At 61.4% G+C, this 17,318-nt stretch carries 11 protein-coding genes; 10 read left to right on the forward strand and 1 reads right to left on the reverse strand.

The features are described 5' to 3' along the window. Window positions 1–6: 6 nt before the first annotated feature. From LNV07_RS04625 to LNV07_RS04655, 7 genes are all read left to right on the forward strand, one after another. Window positions 7–1,149: a flagellar basal body P-ring protein FlgI gene (locus tag LNV07_RS04625; protein ID WP_263570005.1), complete on the forward strand. Its 1,143-nt coding sequence runs from the start codon at window positions 7–9 to the stop codon at window positions 1,147–1,149. A 1-nt stretch (window position 1,150) separates the two neighbouring features. Beyond that, the gene (gene flgJ / locus LNV07_RS04630) at window positions 1,151–2,005 is read left to right on the forward strand and encodes a flagellar assembly peptidoglycan hydrolase FlgJ (RefSeq protein WP_263570006.1); all 855 of its coding nucleotides are present in this window, start codon (window positions 1,151–1,153) and stop codon (window positions 2,003–2,005) included. Between the two features lie 25 nt (window positions 2,006–2,030). Then, a complete protein-coding gene (flgK, locus tag LNV07_RS04635) occupies window positions 2,031–4,028 on the forward strand; it encodes a flagellar hook-associated protein FlgK (protein WP_263570007.1) in 1,998 nt (665 codons plus the stop codon). Between the two features lie 27 nt (window positions 4,029–4,055). Then, window positions 4,056–5,267: a flagellar hook-associated protein FlgL gene (gene flgL / locus LNV07_RS04640; RefSeq protein ID WP_263570008.1), complete on the forward strand. Its 1,212-nt coding sequence runs from the start codon at window positions 4,056–4,058 to the stop codon at window positions 5,265–5,267. Window positions 5,268–5,314: 47 nt separating this feature from the next. Next, window positions 5,315–6,493, forward strand: a complete 1,179-nt coding sequence (locus LNV07_RS04645) for an EAL and HDOD domain-containing protein (RefSeq protein WP_263570009.1) — start codon at window positions 5,315–5,317, stop codon at window positions 6,491–6,493. Window positions 6,494–6,531: 38 nt separating this feature from the next. After that, a complete protein-coding gene (locus LNV07_RS04650; protein WP_263570010.1) occupies window positions 6,532–9,984 on the forward strand; it encodes a PAS domain-containing sensor histidine kinase in 3,453 nt (1,150 codons plus the stop codon). A 79-nt stretch (window positions 9,985–10,063) separates the two neighbouring features. Beyond that, window positions 10,064–10,702 carry a response regulator gene (locus tag LNV07_RS04655; RefSeq protein WP_263570011.1) on the forward strand — a complete coding sequence of 213 codons (639 nt, stop codon included), beginning with the start codon at window positions 10,064–10,066 and terminating at the stop codon, window positions 10,700–10,702. On the opposite strand, the gene LNV07_RS04660 is transcribed toward LNV07_RS04655, so the two are convergent. Then, a complete protein-coding gene (locus LNV07_RS04660) occupies window positions 10,681–12,321 on the reverse strand; it encodes a sensor histidine kinase (protein ID WP_263570012.1) in 1,641 nt (546 codons plus the stop codon). The two genes, LNV07_RS04655 and LNV07_RS04660, sit on opposite strands and share 22 nt — an antisense overlap. Before the next feature lie 423 nt (window positions 12,322–12,744). Here LNV07_RS04660 and LNV07_RS04665 point away from each other — a divergent pair, with 423 nt between their 5' ends. From LNV07_RS04665 to LNV07_RS04675, 3 genes are read left to right on the forward strand one after another with little or no spacing between them, the layout of a single operon-like run. Next, complete coding sequence (locus LNV07_RS04665) at window positions 12,745–13,143, forward strand: Hpt domain-containing protein (RefSeq protein WP_263570013.1); 399 nt, start codon at window positions 12,745–12,747, stop codon at window positions 13,141–13,143. Continuing rightward, the gene (locus LNV07_RS04670) at window positions 13,140–15,392 is read left to right on the forward strand and encodes a putative bifunctional diguanylate cyclase/phosphodiesterase (protein WP_263570014.1); all 2,253 of its coding nucleotides are present in this window, start codon (window positions 13,140–13,142) and stop codon (window positions 15,390–15,392) included. Before LNV07_RS04665 ends, LNV07_RS04670 begins: the two co-directional genes overlap by 4 nt. A 9-nt stretch (window positions 15,393–15,401) precedes the next feature. Then, the gene (locus LNV07_RS04675; protein WP_263570015.1) at window positions 15,402–17,276 is read left to right on the forward strand and encodes a GGDEF domain-containing protein; all 1,875 of its coding nucleotides are present in this window, start codon (window positions 15,402–15,404) and stop codon (window positions 17,274–17,276) included. Window positions 17,277–17,318 lie beyond the last annotated feature (42 nt).

Raw genomic sequence — 17,318 nt, forward strand, 5'->3', positions numbered from 1 at the left:
ACCATCATGCAAACCTCCTCAAAAACCACCTTCCGCAGCTCGATCAGCCAGCTCCTCCCGGCCCTGCTGCTGCTCAGCGCCCTGCTTTGGTGGCCACATGCAGCCGAGGCGGCCCGCATCAAGGAGGTCGCCTCCGTCCAGGGAGTTCGCAGCAATGCCTTGACCGGCTATGGACTGGTGGTGGGTCTGGACGGCACCGGTGACCAAACCACCCAAGCGCCCTACACCGGACAAAGCCTGTCCGCGATGCTGCAACAGTTTGGCGTGACCCTGCCGCCGGGCGTCACGATTCAGCCCAAGAATGTTGCCGCCGTCATGGTGACCGCCCAATTGCCCGCCTTCGCACAGCCCGGTCAACAGATCGACATCACCGTTGCCTCGATCGGCAACTCCAAGAGCCTGCGCGGTGGCACCTTGATCTCCACCCCTCTGCGCGGCGCGGACGGTCAGGTCTACGCGATGGCGCAGGGCAATTTGATCATCGCCGGTGCCGGCGCCGCTGCGGGCGGATCCAAGGTCACGATCAATCATCTCAGCGCCGGCCGGATACCGTCGGGCGCCTTGGTCGAACGCAGTGTGGCCACAGCACTCCAAACAGGCGATTTCATTCAGCTCGATTTGAATTCGATCGACTTCACCACCGCTCGCGCGGTGGCCAGAGCCATCAACAAGGCCAAAGGGGCCGGCGTCGCGCAGGCGGTGGACGGCCGAGTGGTGCGTGTGCGCGCCCCCATGGACCCCGACGAACGCGTCAACTTCATGGCCGATATGGAGAACCTGACGCTGGAACTCTCCGAACCCGCGGCCCGCATCATCATCAATGCGCGCACCGGCTCGGTGGTGATCAATCAAGCCGTTACTTTGGCGGCTTGTGCGGTGGCGCATGGCAGCTTGTCGGTGACGATCAGCTCGACCCCCGTGATCAGTCAACCCAATGCACTCTCCGGCGGCCAGACCGTGGTCGCCGAGAAGACCGATATCGCGATCAAACAGGAACCCGGCGCCCTGATCCAATTGCCGGCCGGAGCCAAGCTGGCCGATGTGGTGAAGGCGCTCAACTCGTTGGGCGCCACACCGCAAGACCTGCTGGCGATTCTGCAAGCGATGAAGAGCTCGGGCGCCTTGAATGCCGAGTTGGAGGTGATTTGAAATGGCCCTGTCTCCCACCACACTCAACTCGGGCGGCAACGACTTCCGCTCGATCGAATCGCTGCGCGGATCGGCGGCCCGCGACCCCAAGTCAAGCATCCGTGAAACCGCCAAGCAATTCGAATCACTCTTCATGCAAGAGGTCATGAAGAGCATGCGTGCCTCGACCATGTCCACAGGCATGATGGACAACTCGGCCACCCAGCTGGGTACCGAGATGCTGGACACCCAGTTCGCCGGCAAGATGACAGGCCTGCCCGGCGGCTTGTCGGGCGCGATCGAACGCCATTTGCAGCGCCAAATGGGCATCAGTGAAAAGCCCGGCGAGAAAGCCGCGCTGCAGCCATTGCCTGCGATGGCAAAAAAGGGCATCGCGCCCCATGTCCAGAGCTTCATTCAAAAGCATGACAACGCCGCCCGTGCCGCCGAGACACAGACCGGCATCCCGGCCAGCTTCATGTTGGCGCAGGCCGCGCATGAGTCGGGTTGGGGCAAGCGCGAGATCACCGGGGCGGACGGCACCCCCTCCTTCAACGTCTTCGGCATCAAAGCGACATCAAGCTGGACCGGTCGGGTGACCGAGGTACAAACCACCGAGTTCATCGACGGCAAGCCGCAAAAAGTGATGGCCAAATTCCGTGCCTACGCAAGCTACGAAGAGGGCTTCAAAGACTATGCCAAGCTGATTGGCTCGAACGAGCGCTACAGCAAGGTGTTGGCCCAAGCGCAGAGCGGCGGCGCCGAGGGCTTTGCGCGCGGCCTGCAAAAGGCCGGCTACGCAACCGACCCCGAATACGCGCAAAAGCTCGCCCGCGTGATCAACACCACCGTGCGTGTGCAACGCGCGCTGGCGTGAGAGCCAGAGCTGAGGAGCACTGAGCATGGGATCGCTGCTTTCGATCGGCATCCGCGCGATGATGGCCAACCAGGCCGCCATTCAAACGGTGGGTCAGAACATTGCCAATGCCAACACACCGGGCTATTCACGCCAATCGGTGGTCTTGACCACGCCTAACGGCCAATTCAGCGGTGGCGGGTTTTTCGGCCGCGGCGTCAATATCCAAACGGTGGAACGGGCTCACAACGAGTTCTTGACCAGTCGGGCCGTGAACTCGAAAGCGCTTGCCCATATGGACTCCACCCGCATGGACAAAATGTCCCAGCTGGAAAAAGTTTTCCCCCCGGGCGAGACCGGCATTGGCGCCTCCGCAGGGCAATTCCTGAGCGCGATGGTCGACGTCACCAGTCGGCCGTCCGACCCATCGGCGCGGCAGGTTGTGATGGGCAAGGCCACCGAGTTGGCGTCCCGCTTCTCCAGCGCCGGCCAACAACTGAGCGAACTGCAAGCCGGTGTCGTCAGCGATATGCGCACCAATGTGGATGTCGTGAATCAGTTGGCCGAGCAAATTGCCATGGCCAATCGGGAAATATCCGGCGCGATCGGAACCGGCCACACGCCCAATGACCTGCTGGACAAACGCGAGCAGTTGATCTCCAAGCTCAGCGAATTCGTCCAGGTTTCGACGCTGGCGGCGAACGATGGCTCCGTCGGGGTCTTTATTGGTGGAGGCCAAAATCTGGTGCTGGGCGCCAACGCGGAGACTCTGTCCGTCACGGTTGACCCTTATGACGACAAACGCGGCACGCTGAGTATTGGCGGCGCCGTCAACGGTCGCACGCTGGACGACAGCGTGATGACCGGCGGATCATTGACCGCATTGCTGAGATTTCAGAACAAGGACTTGCAGGACGCTCGCAATCTGATGGGCCAAATGGCTGCGGCGCTGTCGAACCGAGTCAACAGCCAGCAAGCACTCGGCCTGGACCTCTCGGTGCCCGCAGGCAAGGGTGTCCCATTGTTTGCCGTTGGCGCGGCACGCAGCCTGCCTGCGGCCACCAATGGGCGCGATGCCACGGGGCGTTTTTTGACCGACATCAAACTCACCATCACCAATGCCAACCAGTTGCAGGCCAGTGCTTACAAGCTGCAAGCCGACCCATCCGGTGTAGCCGGGGGTTACCAACTGACCCGCTTGAGCGATGGCGACCAGCGCATTGTCTTTGACGGGGACACCGTCGATGGCTTCAAATTCGATTTCACCGCGGGCCCTCCGGGCAATGGCGACAGCTTCATCCTTGAGCCGGTCGGGCAAGCCGCGCTTGATATGCGCAGGGTGCTGGATCAGACCTCCGGCATCGCCGCCGCGTCCCCGTTGACCGCCTCCACCATTATCGACAACAAGGGTTCGACCACGGTCAACTCGATGTATGCCGTCAACGACAAGTTGGACAAGACGCTGGCCCCGATGACCATCACCTTCGGCGACCCCGACCCGGTCGACCCCGCCAAACTGCAATACACGCTGACTCTGGCCGATGGATCGGTGCTGAACGGCACTTGGTCGGCCGGCCAGCGTATCGGCAATGAACCCAATGCGGTGCCGCCCATAGACCTTGGCTTCGAGCTGAGTCTGAACGGTGTGCCCCGAAAAGACGACACGATTTCGATCGAGGTCACCAAATACCCCGCCACCAACAATGGCAATGCCAAGGCATTTTTGAACATTCAAGGCGAGAAGTTCATCGGCCAACGGCTCCAACCGGACGGCAGCCTGGCGGTCGGATCGACGATCAATGAGTCCTACGCTTCTTCAATGAGCGAGATCGGTTCGCGCGTGCAAGGCGCTACCTACCTGTCCGGCGTATCGGTCAGCGTGGCGGCCGATGCCGAGGCCAGCCGGGCCGGCCAAGCCGGCGTCAATATCGATGAAGAGGCCTCGCGCCTGATGCAGTACCAGCAGGGCTATCAAGCGGCTGCAAAAGTGCTGCAGGCGGCCCAATCCATTTTTGATGAGCTGATGCGGATCGCAGCCCGCTAAATCAGATCAGCCAAGGAGCTTTTAATCATGCGCTTGTCCACCGCCAATATTTTCGACACCAGTATCGCCACCCTGCAGCGCCGCCAGCAGCAAATGCAGAACTCCCAAGTTCAGCTGACTTCGGGCAAAAAAATCGCCCTGGCCAGCGACGATCCGACCGGCGCTGCGCGTGCCGAACGAGCGATGGCGACCATCAGCCGGGTGGATGCCAATCAGCGCGCTTTGGAAGCCAGTCGCAACGGCACAAACTTGGGTGAAGCGGCACTGGGCGACGCCAATGAGCTGCTGCAACAAATGCGCGAAACCATGGTTTCGGCAGGCAATGCCAGCTATAGCGACTCCGAACGCGTAGGTTTGGCCAACAAGATTTCAGGACTGCGGGATCAATTGCTGGCGATTGCCAACCGCGGCGATGGCGCCGGGGGCTTTCTGTTCTCGGGCCAGGGCTCCAGCGACCCGCCCTTTCTCGACCAGGCCGGCGGCGTGCGCTTCAACGGCATCTCCGGCAGCATCCAGACCGGCAATATCGACAGCTTTCCCTTGACCGTCGATGGCCGAATGGCTTTTGAGCAAGCGCGCAGCGGCAACGGCACCTTTGAGACCATCCCGAAGCCAAACCAATTCACGGGCGGGCCGCCCAAGGGCTGGATCGACGCCGGTCGAGTTGCCGACCCGGCCCTGCTGACCGGTCACAGCTACCAGATCAACATCAGCGGCAGCGCGCCTGCTACGACCTATGACGTGATCGACCTCAATTCGGGCGGCTCGGTTCAATCAGGCCCCTACCTCACCGGCAAGGCCATCACCTTCGACGGCATGGCGGTGACGCTGACCGGCGCCTTGGCCGACGGCGATCAATTTGACTTGACGCCTTCGACCAACTCACTGAAGCTCTTTGACGTGCTTGACCGCACGGTGGCCGAATTGCGCATGCCCTTGCGTGCCGGTGCCGAAATTACCCAATCCAACTCCGGCCGGGTGCGTGACATCGATGCGGTAATGGTCAACTTGCAAAACGTTCGCAGCCAACTGGGCGAGCGGCTGAATAATCTGGACGGCACCGAGGGACGTATGGCGGCCTTGAAGCAGTACAACCAAGCCGAGCGCTCGGCCGCCGAGGATCTCGATATGGTGCAAGGCATCTCCGATTTTCAAAACCAGCAAAATGGCTATGACACTGCCTTGAAGACCTATGCCATGGTGCAACGCATGTCGCTCTTCCAATACATTAACTCCTGACTCCTGGTCGCGCTTCTCCATCCGAACCACCCGACCCGCCAAACTCAATGAACCATCAGATTCTGGGCGCTGTTGCGCTGGGTTACACCCCCTTGATTGACCAACACCGCATGGTCACGGCGACCCGCCTGACCGTGATTCCGCTGCGCCCCGATGCCAAGCTGGAGGCCACCGAACTGTTGGCTGCCGTGGCCGAGGTTTGGCCCGCCGGCGGCGGCACGGTGATCCTCAATGTCTTGAGTGAAGACTTGCTGGAGGGCCTGTTGCGGACCGAGCCCTCGGCCAACTTGATGATCGAGGTGCCGGCGTTTATGGCCGCAGACGCTTCGCGCAGCGAACTCTTGCTGGCGCTGAAAAAACGCGCCACGCCCTTGCTGCTGAAGGGCTTGCCGAGTGCGGCCTTGGCGGCCGACATCAAGGCCTGCTTCAAGTACGTGGTGCTCGACTTGGACGACGAGAGTCGCGGCGGCGCCGACACCGGTTTGCCCAAGCTGCAATCGGGTCTGCGCAGCGCGGCCGACATCGACGCCAGTTTCAAGCGCGGCGCCACCGGGGTGATTGGCTGGCCCATGCAAGGTGTTTACGAGGCACCGGCGGTACCCGGCAAGACCGAGGTGCAGGCTGATTTGCAGGTCATTGTTGAATTGATGTCGCGCATCGACCAAGGCGAAGACGTCGAACGACTGGAGCAAACACTCAAGCGCGACCCCAGCCTGGCGTTCAAATTATTGCGTTATCTGAACTCGGCCGCGTTCGGCTTGCCGGTCGAAGTTGCCTCGTTCCGCCACGCCATCATGTTGCTCGGTTATGCCCGAATGAAGCGCTGGCTGGCCCTGCTGCTGACGACGGCCAGCAAGGACCACAGCATGCGCCCGATCATGTTTGCGGCCTTGCGCCGGGGCCTGTTGATGGAAGAACTGGCCAAGGACACCAGCGACGCAGAGTCTCGCGACGAAATGTTCATCTGCGGCCTGTTTTCGCTGCTGGACCATATGCTGAAACAGCCGTTCAGCAAGCTGCTGCAATCAATTCCTATGCCCGAACGGGTGCGCCAAGCCTTGGTCGATGAGACCGGGCCCTATCAGCCCTTTTTGGAGTTGGTGCGCGCGGTTGAGCATTCCTCGGTGTATGACTACCGCAGCGCCGCCGAACAGCTGATGCTGGGGGCGGAAGAAATCAATATGTGCGTACTGCGCGCCCTGAGCAAGGCAGCGCAACTGGAGTGAACACACCCAAGCTCGGCTGGCCCGTAAACTCGGAGCCAATGTCAGAACAGCTTTCACTCCTGCCCCAAGACTTGGCCGCCCTGCGCGGCCTGTTTGGTTTGATCAACGACCCCTTGATGTTGTTGGGCGAGTCACTTGAACTGCTGGAGGCCAACCCTAGCGCCTTGGGGCTACTGGAACAGGCGCCAGGCCAGGGCTCGGCCAAGGGTCTGCACGGTTTACAAACCAGCCACGGAGGGCGCTTGGGCGACTGGCTGCGCCTGGCAAGCCGGGCCTTGATTGACGGCCGGCGCGGCCCGCCGGCCCCCAGCATCAAACTCGGCAGCGGCCAACGCGCCCTACTGACCTTGGTGGCCTTGCCGCCCCAGGATCAAACCGATCTGGCGCGCTGGCTGCTGCATGCAAAAGCAGAAGACAAACCACGCGCCAAGATCGCGGCCAGCCTGACAGCTCCGACCGCAGTGCCGGCCGCAGCGCTGGAGCAGTCATCCAGTGCCGCACTGCAACAGGCCTGCAGTAGTGAAGTTAGCGCGCGCGAACACGCCGAGTTGGCGCAATGGTTCAAGCTATGCCCCTTGCCCATGGTCTTGTTCGACGCCCAAGGTTTGTTATTGAAGAGCAACGCGGCCTTTGCGGCCCTTTGCCTGCAATTGCCGTCCACCTTGCATGAAGCCGAGCCGGGCTTGCAACAACTGCTGGCTTGGCACAGCGGACGCTTGACGGATGAATTGCAGGCGCTGACCGAACCCGAGGCCTCGCTGCTCACGCAGGCCAGTTTGCTCGGGGGCAATGGGCGCACGCATTGGATGCAAGGTCGGCTGCAAGCCTTCAGCGGAAGCAATAGCAGCACCCAGAGCAAGCTGCCCAGGCGCTTTCTTGCGGTATTGGAAGATCGCACCTTCGAGCAAGAACGAGACCTTGCACATCAGCAACTCGATGCCTTGATGGATACCGCCGGGGTTGGCCTCGCCACGTTTCAGCAAGACGCCGGCTGGCTGCGCCCACGCGCATCCCGATCCAGCGCCAGCGTGGGCAACGCCACACGTAATCCTTTGGCCAGCTTGCAAGGGATTGGCCGCGACATCGTCGAAGCGGCCTCCTTGCCCGAGTTTGAGCGCCTGCAAAAGGCGCTGAAAAAAGGCGACCGAATCGAGGTCAGATACGCGGTGCGCCACCCCGAACTGGGTCGGCGCTGGTTGCTCACCCGGGTTGAACCGGGGCAGCTCAAGTCCGGCCAACGCACCACCTCGGTGGTCACCCTGGATGTAACGGCACAGGCGCAGGCCGAGGACCGCAGTGAACAGCTGCTGCACGAGCTCACCACCATCATGGACAGCGCCAGCCTGGGCCTAGCCTATCTGCGCGGCGATCAACTGCTGCGCTGCAACCGCGGCTTCGAACAGATGCTGGGGCTGACCGACCCACAATCAGCCGGCACGGCCGTCAGCAGCTTGTTCGCTGCGCTGCCGGAGCTTGCCGGCCAGGTTCTGGCTGCATTACCTAACTTGGAAAACCAACAGACTTTCGAGGCCGAGTTCTTGCAGGTCGGCAGCGAGGAGAGGCAGCCTCGCTGGCTGTCACTGAGCTTGCGCCGCGTCACGCCGCCGGGCGACCAAGGCGAAATCGCCGACTCGAATGGGGTCAAGGAGAGCATTGCCGTCATCAGCGACATCAGCCGACTGAAGGCACAACAAGCCGAGTTGGAGGCCTTGGTACAGGACCGGGAATTGATGTTCAGCCTCTCTGATGTCGGCATTGCGATCTTGCGCAACGGACGAGTGACGCGTGCGAATGATGCGCTGGCGCACCTGACCGGCTATCGCATTCACGAACTGAGTGGCCTGGATCATCAGGAATTGTTCGACAACTCGCTGGACTTTGACAACCAGAACGAGGCGGTTGAATCCGCGCTGCGCACGCAAGGGCTATGGCGCGGCGAGCGCCGCGTACGGCGACAAGACGGCAGCGGCCTGTGGATGCAGGTCAGCAAGCGCGTGATGCGCCAGGGCGCGCCCGACGAAGGGATGATCGCCACCTATGTCAATGTGGATGACCGTTGGCGTGCCCAGCAATCATTGATGCTGCAGACCGAACGCGAGCGGGCGGTGCTGGACTCCGTCTTGGTCGGCATCGTGACGGTCGGGCGCGGCGGCATCGAGTGGATGAACCGCTCGGCGCGGCGCATGTTCGGCGGCGACCTGAGCGAGTTCGCCGGTCAACCGATGAGCATCGTCGCCACGCCCGCGTCCGACCACCCGTTTCGCCAAAGCCATTACCTGGATGAGTTGACCGAAGGCCAGACCGAGGCCTTCGAATGCCGGCTGAAGGCCTGTGACGGGCGTGAGTTCTGGGTCGTCGGCAATGCCGTCGTGACCGGGGCAAGGGCCACCGGTCGCCAGCTGACCTACGCCTTGCTGGACATCGACCGGCGCCGCCAAGCCGAGGCGCAAACCCAGCAAGCTCAGGCCAGCCTGAGCCGAATCATTGAGGCTGCGCCACTGGCGATCAGCTTGCATGACGCGAAGACCTTGCGAGTCGAGCAGATCAACCAGGCAGCCGCCACACTGGCCGGCCGCAGTGAAGCGGAGTTGATGGGCGCCAGCCCAGAGGATCTGTTCGGCCGCGAGCAGGGTGAATTGATTCGTCGCGATATGTTGGAGGCGCTACAGGCGAGCGCGGTGACACAGCGCGAATACAGACTGGGCAGCGGCGAGCAAATGCGGGTCTGGGATGCCCGCTTCTTGCACTTGGCGGGCACCAGCGAAGGCTCGGAGTCGGCGGAAGTCGGCGCGCCCGAACAGCTCTTATTGGTCGCCAGTGATGTGACCGAGCACCGTGCCGCCGAGGAGGCACGCCTCAACGCGGCGATCTCTCAGCGGGAGTTGCTGGTGCGCGAGGTGCACCACCGAATCAAGAACAATCTGCAAGGGGTGGCGGGCCTGCTGCAACAAATCGCGGCGCGTCGGCCCGAGGTGGCCGGGGTCATCAATGAAGCGGTCGGCCAGGTTCATGCCATCGCCCAGGTCTATGGTTTGCAGGTCGGAGGTTCCGGGCCCTTGCGCATACGCAGGGTGATGGACGCCATCATTGGCTCGGTGCAACGCATGTCGGGGCGCAGCATCGCCACCCATATCGAAGGCGAAAGCGCCGATCGAGTCAACCAATGGGCGCTGCCCGAGGCGGAGTCCATCCCCGTCGCCTTGACCTTGAATGAGTTGTTGAGCAATGCTATCAAGCACAGCCTTGACGGCATGGTGACCTGCACCTTGCTCTGCGGGAGCAATAGCGTGGCGGTTGAAATCGTCAATCCGGGGCATTTGCCCCCTGACTTCAATTTGATTCAAGTGCCCGGCGGTGTCTCCGGTCTGGGGCTGGTGCGAGCACTCTTGCCACGCCGCAGCGCCATGCTGACGCTCGTTCAGCGCGATGAATTTGTGGTGTGCCGGGTTGAGTTGCTGGCCCCCAGTGTCAGCCTGCTGAGCGAGGACTGAGGACAAGAACGGCCTGTACTTCAGCGCCCGACACCGTTTGGGCGACAATGGCACAAACAAGGGGGGCTAGCAGCCCGCCATGACATGGCACAGCGGGGGGCCTCCAACGGTGAGCAACAAGGGCAAGATTCTCGTAGTAGACGATGACCGGCTGGTGCTGGCCACGCTGACCTATGGTTTGGCGCAAGCCGGTTTTGAGGTCATCGACGCCGACAACGGCGACGACGCTATTCTGCTGGCGCGGGAACATAAGCCGGAACTGGCCTTGCTGGATATCCGCATGGAGGGCTTGAGCGGCTTTGATGTTGCCGCCTATTTGCGCGAATATTTGCACATCCCCTTCATGTTCTTGTCCGCCTTCGCCGACGAAGAAACCGTCGCAAAGGTCAAGGAATTGGGGGCCGTGGCCTATCTGGTCAAGCCGCTGGACATTCATCAAATTGTCCCGGCTGTCGAGGCGGCATTTGCCAACAGTCAGCAAAGCAGCCAGCAAGCTCAAGTCAATGCGCCGCGTGTGATCGAGACAGTTGCCCCGGTCTTGGGCGAACTGGTGCCGGTGGCGGTGGGGGTGCTGATGCACCGTTATTCGCTGTCACGCCAAGATGCACTGGAACGCTTGCAAAAACTGGCCGTGGTCGAGAATCGCGACCTGGCGCAACAAGCTCGGCTGCTGGTTGAGGCGGTCGAGATGTTGGCTCAACCCGCCAGTGTGAAATAGAACTGCGCGCCCTCGCCCACCACCGCCTCGGCCCAGATCTCGCCACCATGGCGTCGCACGATGCGACGCACCGAAGCCAAGCCGACCCCGGTGCCCTGAAACTCACTGGCACTGTGCAAGCGTTGGAACACGCCAAATAAGCGATCGGCAAAGCGCATGTCAAAACCCGCGCCGTTATCACTGACGCGGTAGATCCAGTGACCCGACTCTTGCTGGGCTTCAAAGCGAATCAGCGGCTGCATGCACTTGCCGCTGTACTTCCAAGCATTGCCGAGCAAGTTCTCCAGCACCATGCGCAAAAGTGTGGGGTCACCCTGCACCAGCATATGCGGCTGGATATGCACATTGACCTTGCGCTCGGGTGTCGCTCGCGCCAACTCCTCGACCACAAACCCGGCCAACTGCGAAAGATTGACCGGCTGCCGCGCCAGCGGCTGAGCCGACAATTGCGCCAGCGAAAGCAAAGAGTCGATCATGCTGTTCATGCGTGCCGCAGCGCCCATCACACGGTCCAGATGATCATTGCCGATACGGTCCAGCAGACGACCGTAGTCTTCCTTCAAAATCCGGGTGAAGCCCTCGACCACCCGCAACGGCGCTCGCAAATCATGCGAAACGGTGTAGCTGAAGGACTCATGCTCATTCGCCATTTGCTGCGTTTGCCGCGACGGGGCCGAGCTATCCGCCTGCGCCGAACCAAGCACCGGGTTTGCTTGCCGCCACAAGCCGACCAAGCCGCAATTGCCGCTGTCGGCCACAAAGCTGCGCACGGCTTGAGCCGCCAAGGCCTCGGCCAACGGCGCCGGCAAACGAGCCATGCAGTTGGCCCAGTTCACGCCAATCTGCTCTTCAGCGCAAGCCAAAGCCGCAGCCTGGCTATTCACCGCCAGCACCGTCGCACCGTTGGCATCAGCCTTGCCGATTTCTTCACTCAATAGCCAAGCCGGACCTGGCAGCGCCTCCATCCATTGGGTATTGGGGACTCCAACCGGCACGCAAGGCGCAACAGCGGGTAATTCATCGGGCAGCGCTTCGGCCATGCCGTAATAACCGCTGAAGCGCCCTTGCCCGTCCAAACAGGCTACGCCACGCAATCGCCAACGCTCACCTCCGTCTCTGGCTGAAACACTCAGGTCAAAGTTGGCGGCGCCACTTTCGAGTTGCTTGCGCAGGCCATCAGCGCCCCCGTCAACTAGCTCGAATCTCTCCCACATCGTTTGCGGGGCGGCGGCGCCCGACCAAAGGGATGTCAACAGGGCCCGCGGGGACTGCCACCGCACAAGACGATGATTGGCATCGCTCGCCCATTGGCAATGCGGCTGCATTTGCGCCAGCATCTGCGCTTGCATGCGCGATTCCCTCAAGGCATCACCAAGCTGCTGGCGAGTCAAGCGCACACCGATATGCCAACCCAGCCCCGCCACACCCAGCAAAATCAAGACCGTGCAAAGCGCCGTCAGAAGCACTGTCAACAGGCCGACCCCAGCGGCCGGCCGAGAAAGCAGCAGCAGCGCCAGCAGGCATAAAACCCCCACCGCCAAGCCGAGCCCCAGCCATAGCACAGCACCCCAACCGGGCAACCGGTGGCTACTGATGCGCACTTCGCTAAGGCTATTCATGCCGAGCATTGTAGAGACGGGGTGCACGCTTTTTTCGTCTTTGAATATTGGCAGTTGACCAAGCGCTAGAACCCAACTCAAGTTCACCGATGGGCCGCCGATACCCGAAACAGATTTAACTGTTTGGTCGGTCGGCCAAGCCGTTTGCGTGCCGGGGATTCCAGCGTCGGGATCCTCTCTCCAGGGAAAACTCAAAGCCGTAAAAAAATCGAACCTGATGGGGTTCCGCTTCATCCCTGTGCCACTCGATCAACAATCGGTGCGGACAGCGCCCTAACTTGACTTGCACAGGCACGGAGTGTCAAACATGCCAGATATGCTGGGCAGCCCGAACCGAAACCGCCAAAACCACCAAACAACGACAATCACTCTGCGCACAAGCGCTTTGACAAATTCAAGTGCACCAGCCCAGTTGGAAGCCCTATGCCCTTAACACCGACTCCAGTCATCAATCCCGCTGAAAGCACCTGCCTCGACGCGCAAGCATTGGCTCGCTTGCAAGAACTCGACCCCAATGGCAGCAACAAATTGATCGAGCGGGTCATTGCTGCCTACGTGAAGTCACTCGAGAGGCTATTGCCTGACCTTGAAAATGCACGGGGGGACAACTTGGATTTGAACGTGGTGCGCCATGTCAGCCATACTTTGAAGTCATCATCGGCCAGCCTTGGCGCGCTCAGCCTGAGTGAGCGCTGCGCCCAGATAGAAACAATGGCAAGGATTGGGCAAACAGACGGCATGGAGACCTTGCTAGACGGTATGCTCTTGGAAGTGATCCAAGTCAGGCATGCATTGTTGAGCCTGCTACCCAATACTCCATGAACGCCGCCCCGCCCCACCTCGAAGACGATCTGCCTGAGCAACCCAAGGTGTTGCTCGTCGATGATGATGAAGTCAATTTGCTGCTGACTGCCGTGGCCCTGCGCGGGCGTGGCTTTGCGATTGCCGAGGCACGCAGCGGCGGCGAAGCACTGGCCTTGATGGCCGAGATGTCGCCGGACATGATCGTGCTGGACGCGATGATGCCGGAACTTGATGGCTTCGAGACCTGCAAGCTGCTGCGCGAAAAGCCCGGTTTCGAGTCAACGCCGGTGTTGATGTTGACCGGCCTTGATGACGACGCCTCGATCAACCATGCCTACCAAGTCGGCGCTACCGATTTTTTCGTCAAGTCAACGCAGTGGAGCTTGCTGGCCGGCCGACTGCGCTATCTGCTGCGTTCATCACGCACGAGAATCGAGTTGGAGCGCAGCAAGGCGCGCCTGGCGCGTGCTCAAGACCTCGCCCGCATGGGCAGTTTCGAGTGGCACGCGGGTGGCGGATTCACTTTGGCCACCGAAGCTTTACGGGTTTTTGGTCGCGGCCCGCATGAAGGGCTGGACTTCATCGGCGTGATGCGCATGGTGCCGCATGAGGAGCGCGCCTTGTTCCTGCGCTTGCTGCGCGATGTGATTGCGCACAACTCGGTGCTGGTGACCGACCTCACCGTGACGCTGCTGGATGGGCGCCAGCGCGTGGTACACATCGAAGCGGAACCCGAATTCAATGAACTCGGCAATGCCAATGGTTACACCGGCGTGATGCAGGACGTCACCGACCGCCGCCATGCCGAGGACCGGATTCGCCAACTGGCTCATTTCGACGCCTTGACCGGCCTGCCCAATCGGCGTCAGCTGATCTGGCGAGTCGAACGGGCGATCGAACAGGCGAGGCGAGGCGGCCATGAAGTTGGCCTGCTGCTGATTGATTTGGACCGTTTCAAAATCATCAACGACACCTTGGGTCATGCCGCCGGCGACGAGTTGTTGGTGGAGGTGGGGCGACGCCTGCGCGGCTGCGTCAGACATTCCGATCAGGTAATGGAGGGCATGCTCGAGACCATTGGCGGGCGCTCGCATCGAACGCTGGAAGCGGTTGGCCGACTTGGCGGCGATGAATTCGTGGCGCTATTGCCCGAGGTGGCGGACGACAGTGACGCCGAACGCGTCGCCGAACGTGTGTTGGCAGCCTTGCGGGAACCTATTTTCCTGTCCGGCCAGGAGTGCTTTGTCACCGCCAGCATCGGCATCGCGATCTTTCCGCGCGACGGTGAAACCATGGCCGACTTGCTGCGCAACTCCGACGTCGCCATGTACGCGGTCAAGTCTCAAGGGCGCAATTCCTCGGCGCTCTACACCCCGCAATTGGCCGGCCGGGGGCGGGAAAAGCTCGAACTGGAGAGCGCCTTGCACAAGGCGCTGGAACGCGGTGAGATCGTCCTGCATTACCAACCCAAGGTGGATGTTCGAGGCGCACGCATGGTGGGCGCCGAGGCATTGATGCGCTGGAAACGTGGCGACAAGTTGATTCCGCCCGGCGACTTCATTCCTCTCGCCGAAGAGACCGGCCTGATCGTCCCACTGTCTGAATGGGCATTGAAAGAAGCCGCCAGGCAGGCCAAGGTGTGGCAGCTCAACTTTGGCTTCTCCGACTCGATCGCGGTCAATTTGCCGAGCCGCATGTTCGAGCGCTCCGATCTGGTCGAGCATATTCATCAATGTGTCAGCGCTTATGGCGTGCCGCACCGGGCGATTCAATTGGAGATCACCGAAAACAATTTGATGAAGGACTTGCAGAACGTCATCCCGTCTTTGCACCGCCTGAATGAAGTGGGGGTGGAGATCTCCATCGATGACTTCGGCACCGGCTATTCCTCGCTGGCCTACCTGACCACGCTGCCTATTTCAGAGGTCAAGATTGACCGTACTTTTGTGCGTGATCTCGGAATCACGCCGCAGAGTTCGGCCGTCGTCACCGCCATCATTGCCTTGGCCCGTGCAATGGGTTTGCGCGTTATTGCCGAGGGGGTTGAGACCATGCGGCAGATGGATGTATTGCACCGCCTGGGATGCAGCTTGATGCAGGGATTCTTGTTCAGCAAGCCCTTGCCACCCGAAGAAGTTGAGTTGTGGTTGGCGCAAACGGTGCTGCCGCGCAAGGCACCCTGGATCGCGCGAGCCAACGTCGACATCAACGCAGGCATTGAATTCAACCCGTCCGACGCCCATCGCCCCACCGGCGGTATTCGATAGGAGTTAGTGATGGATGAGCGCCGCCCCAATTCGGCCCGCGTGCCTGCGGCACAGATTGCCAAGGCCGCCTTGGTTCGCCTCGGGCAAGCGCAACTCGAACCCACGCCGGAGAATTACGCTCGCGCCTATGCGGTCGAATCGGGCACCGAGGCCGCGCCTGCGGCCCTACCGGAAGCCACCCAAACCCTGCTCAGCAAGCTGCTTGCCTTAGGCGTTAGCAGCAGCCAGACTCGAGTGGACTTGCAGACCTGCATTCGCGAGTTGCGTTGGGCGGATGCGATCCGCCAGGTTGAAGATTTGCAGCAAAAAGAAGGCCCGGCCGCACAGGCCGAGGCGCTGGCACAAGTGATTGAGCGGCTGGTGCGTGGGCTCGAGCGTGGCGGCCGCCAATGGACGCTGGCGAAAAAGAAAGATGGTCTGCAGCGCGTGCTCGAAGGCAACCGCAGCGATACGCAGCGCCTGCTTAAACGGATGGGGCAACTGGTCAGCAGTTGGGATTCAGACATCGCCGATGCCAGCATCGACACCAGCGAAGAAGACGGCGGCTCGCCGAGCCAGTTCTTCATGAGCGATGACTTTGCAGCCAGCCAATTCGATCAAGCCGAAGAACCCAAGCCTGTTGCGACGGCATCGATCACGGCGGCGCCGGCAGCCGGCCCAAACGCCTGGCCCAGGGTCGGAGCTTCGCTGCACGACACGGTTCAGCATGCGCTGAAGAGCCCGGAAGGCTATGCCGATGAATTGATGGCCGAACTCGACCTCGCCCACCGCGAGCTCTCGAGTGGCGGCGCGACGCCCGAGGCTGCCGCGAAAATCGAAGCGCTGTGCAAACGCGCCCGCCACATGCTCGACCATCGCCAGCATATGTTCGGCGAACTGGGTGAACTTTGCCGCGAACTGAGCGCCAGCCTGGTCGATCTGGCCGAGGACGACTCATGGGCGCGCGGGCAATGCGAGGCGATGAACGACACGCTGGAACAAGGGCTTAGCGGCCGCGGCGTGCGCTCGGTCACCGAGATGCTAGGCGGCACCCGCGAACGCCAGCGCCTGCTGCGCGATGAACGCAGCCGGGCCCGCGATTCGCTGAAATCTTTGATACACCAAATGCTGGCCGAGTTGGGCGAGTTGGGTCAGCACACCGACCGATTCCAAAACAGCATTGGTCGCTATGCCGAGGTGATTGAAAAGGCCGATTCGCTGGAAAGCCTGGCCGGCGTCGTGCGCGAGATGGTGGAGGAAAGCCGCAGCGTGCAGTCACTGGTGCGCCAGACCCAAGACCGTTTGAGCCTGGAACATGACCGGGCCAGCAGCCTGAGCCAGAAGGTTGAGGAGTTGGAGGGCGAGTTGCGCCGTATGTCAAACGAGGTGCAGACCGATCAACTGACGCAAATCGCCAACCGGCGTGGCCTATTGGCGGCTTTTGCGACCGAACAGGCCAAGTTGGAGCGCGTCAGCGGGGAAGACAATGTTGCGGGCGCCGAAAGTGCCAAGATCGCGCTCGCTCTGCTCGACATCGATAACTTCAAACGCCTGAATGACACGCTGGGCCACGGCGCCGGTGACATCGCCCTGAAGTCACTGGCCGAACGCGTCTCCAACGAGTTGCGGCCCGGCGATCTGGTCGCCCGCTACGGCGGCGAGGAGTTTGTTTTGATGCTGCCCAACACACCGTTGGACGAAGCTCAGGCGGTGTTACAGCGCTTGCAGCGGGCCTTGTCCGCGAGTTTGTTCATGCATGAAGGCAAAGACGTTTTCGTCACCTTCTCGGCCGGAGTCACCCATTACAGGCTGGGTGAAACCTTGGAAGCCGCGCTCGACCGCGCCGATCTGGCCTTGTACGAGGCCAAGCACACCGGCAAGAACCGGGCTTGCGTGGCGCCCTGAGAGCTCAACCGATTGGGGTCGGAGCTTGTCGGGTACAACAAG

The sequence above is a fragment of the Roseateles oligotrophus genome (assembly GCF_025717515.1).
Taxonomy (GTDB): Bacteria; Pseudomonadota; Gammaproteobacteria; order Burkholderiales; family Burkholderiaceae_C; genus Paucibacter_A; species Paucibacter_A oligotrophus.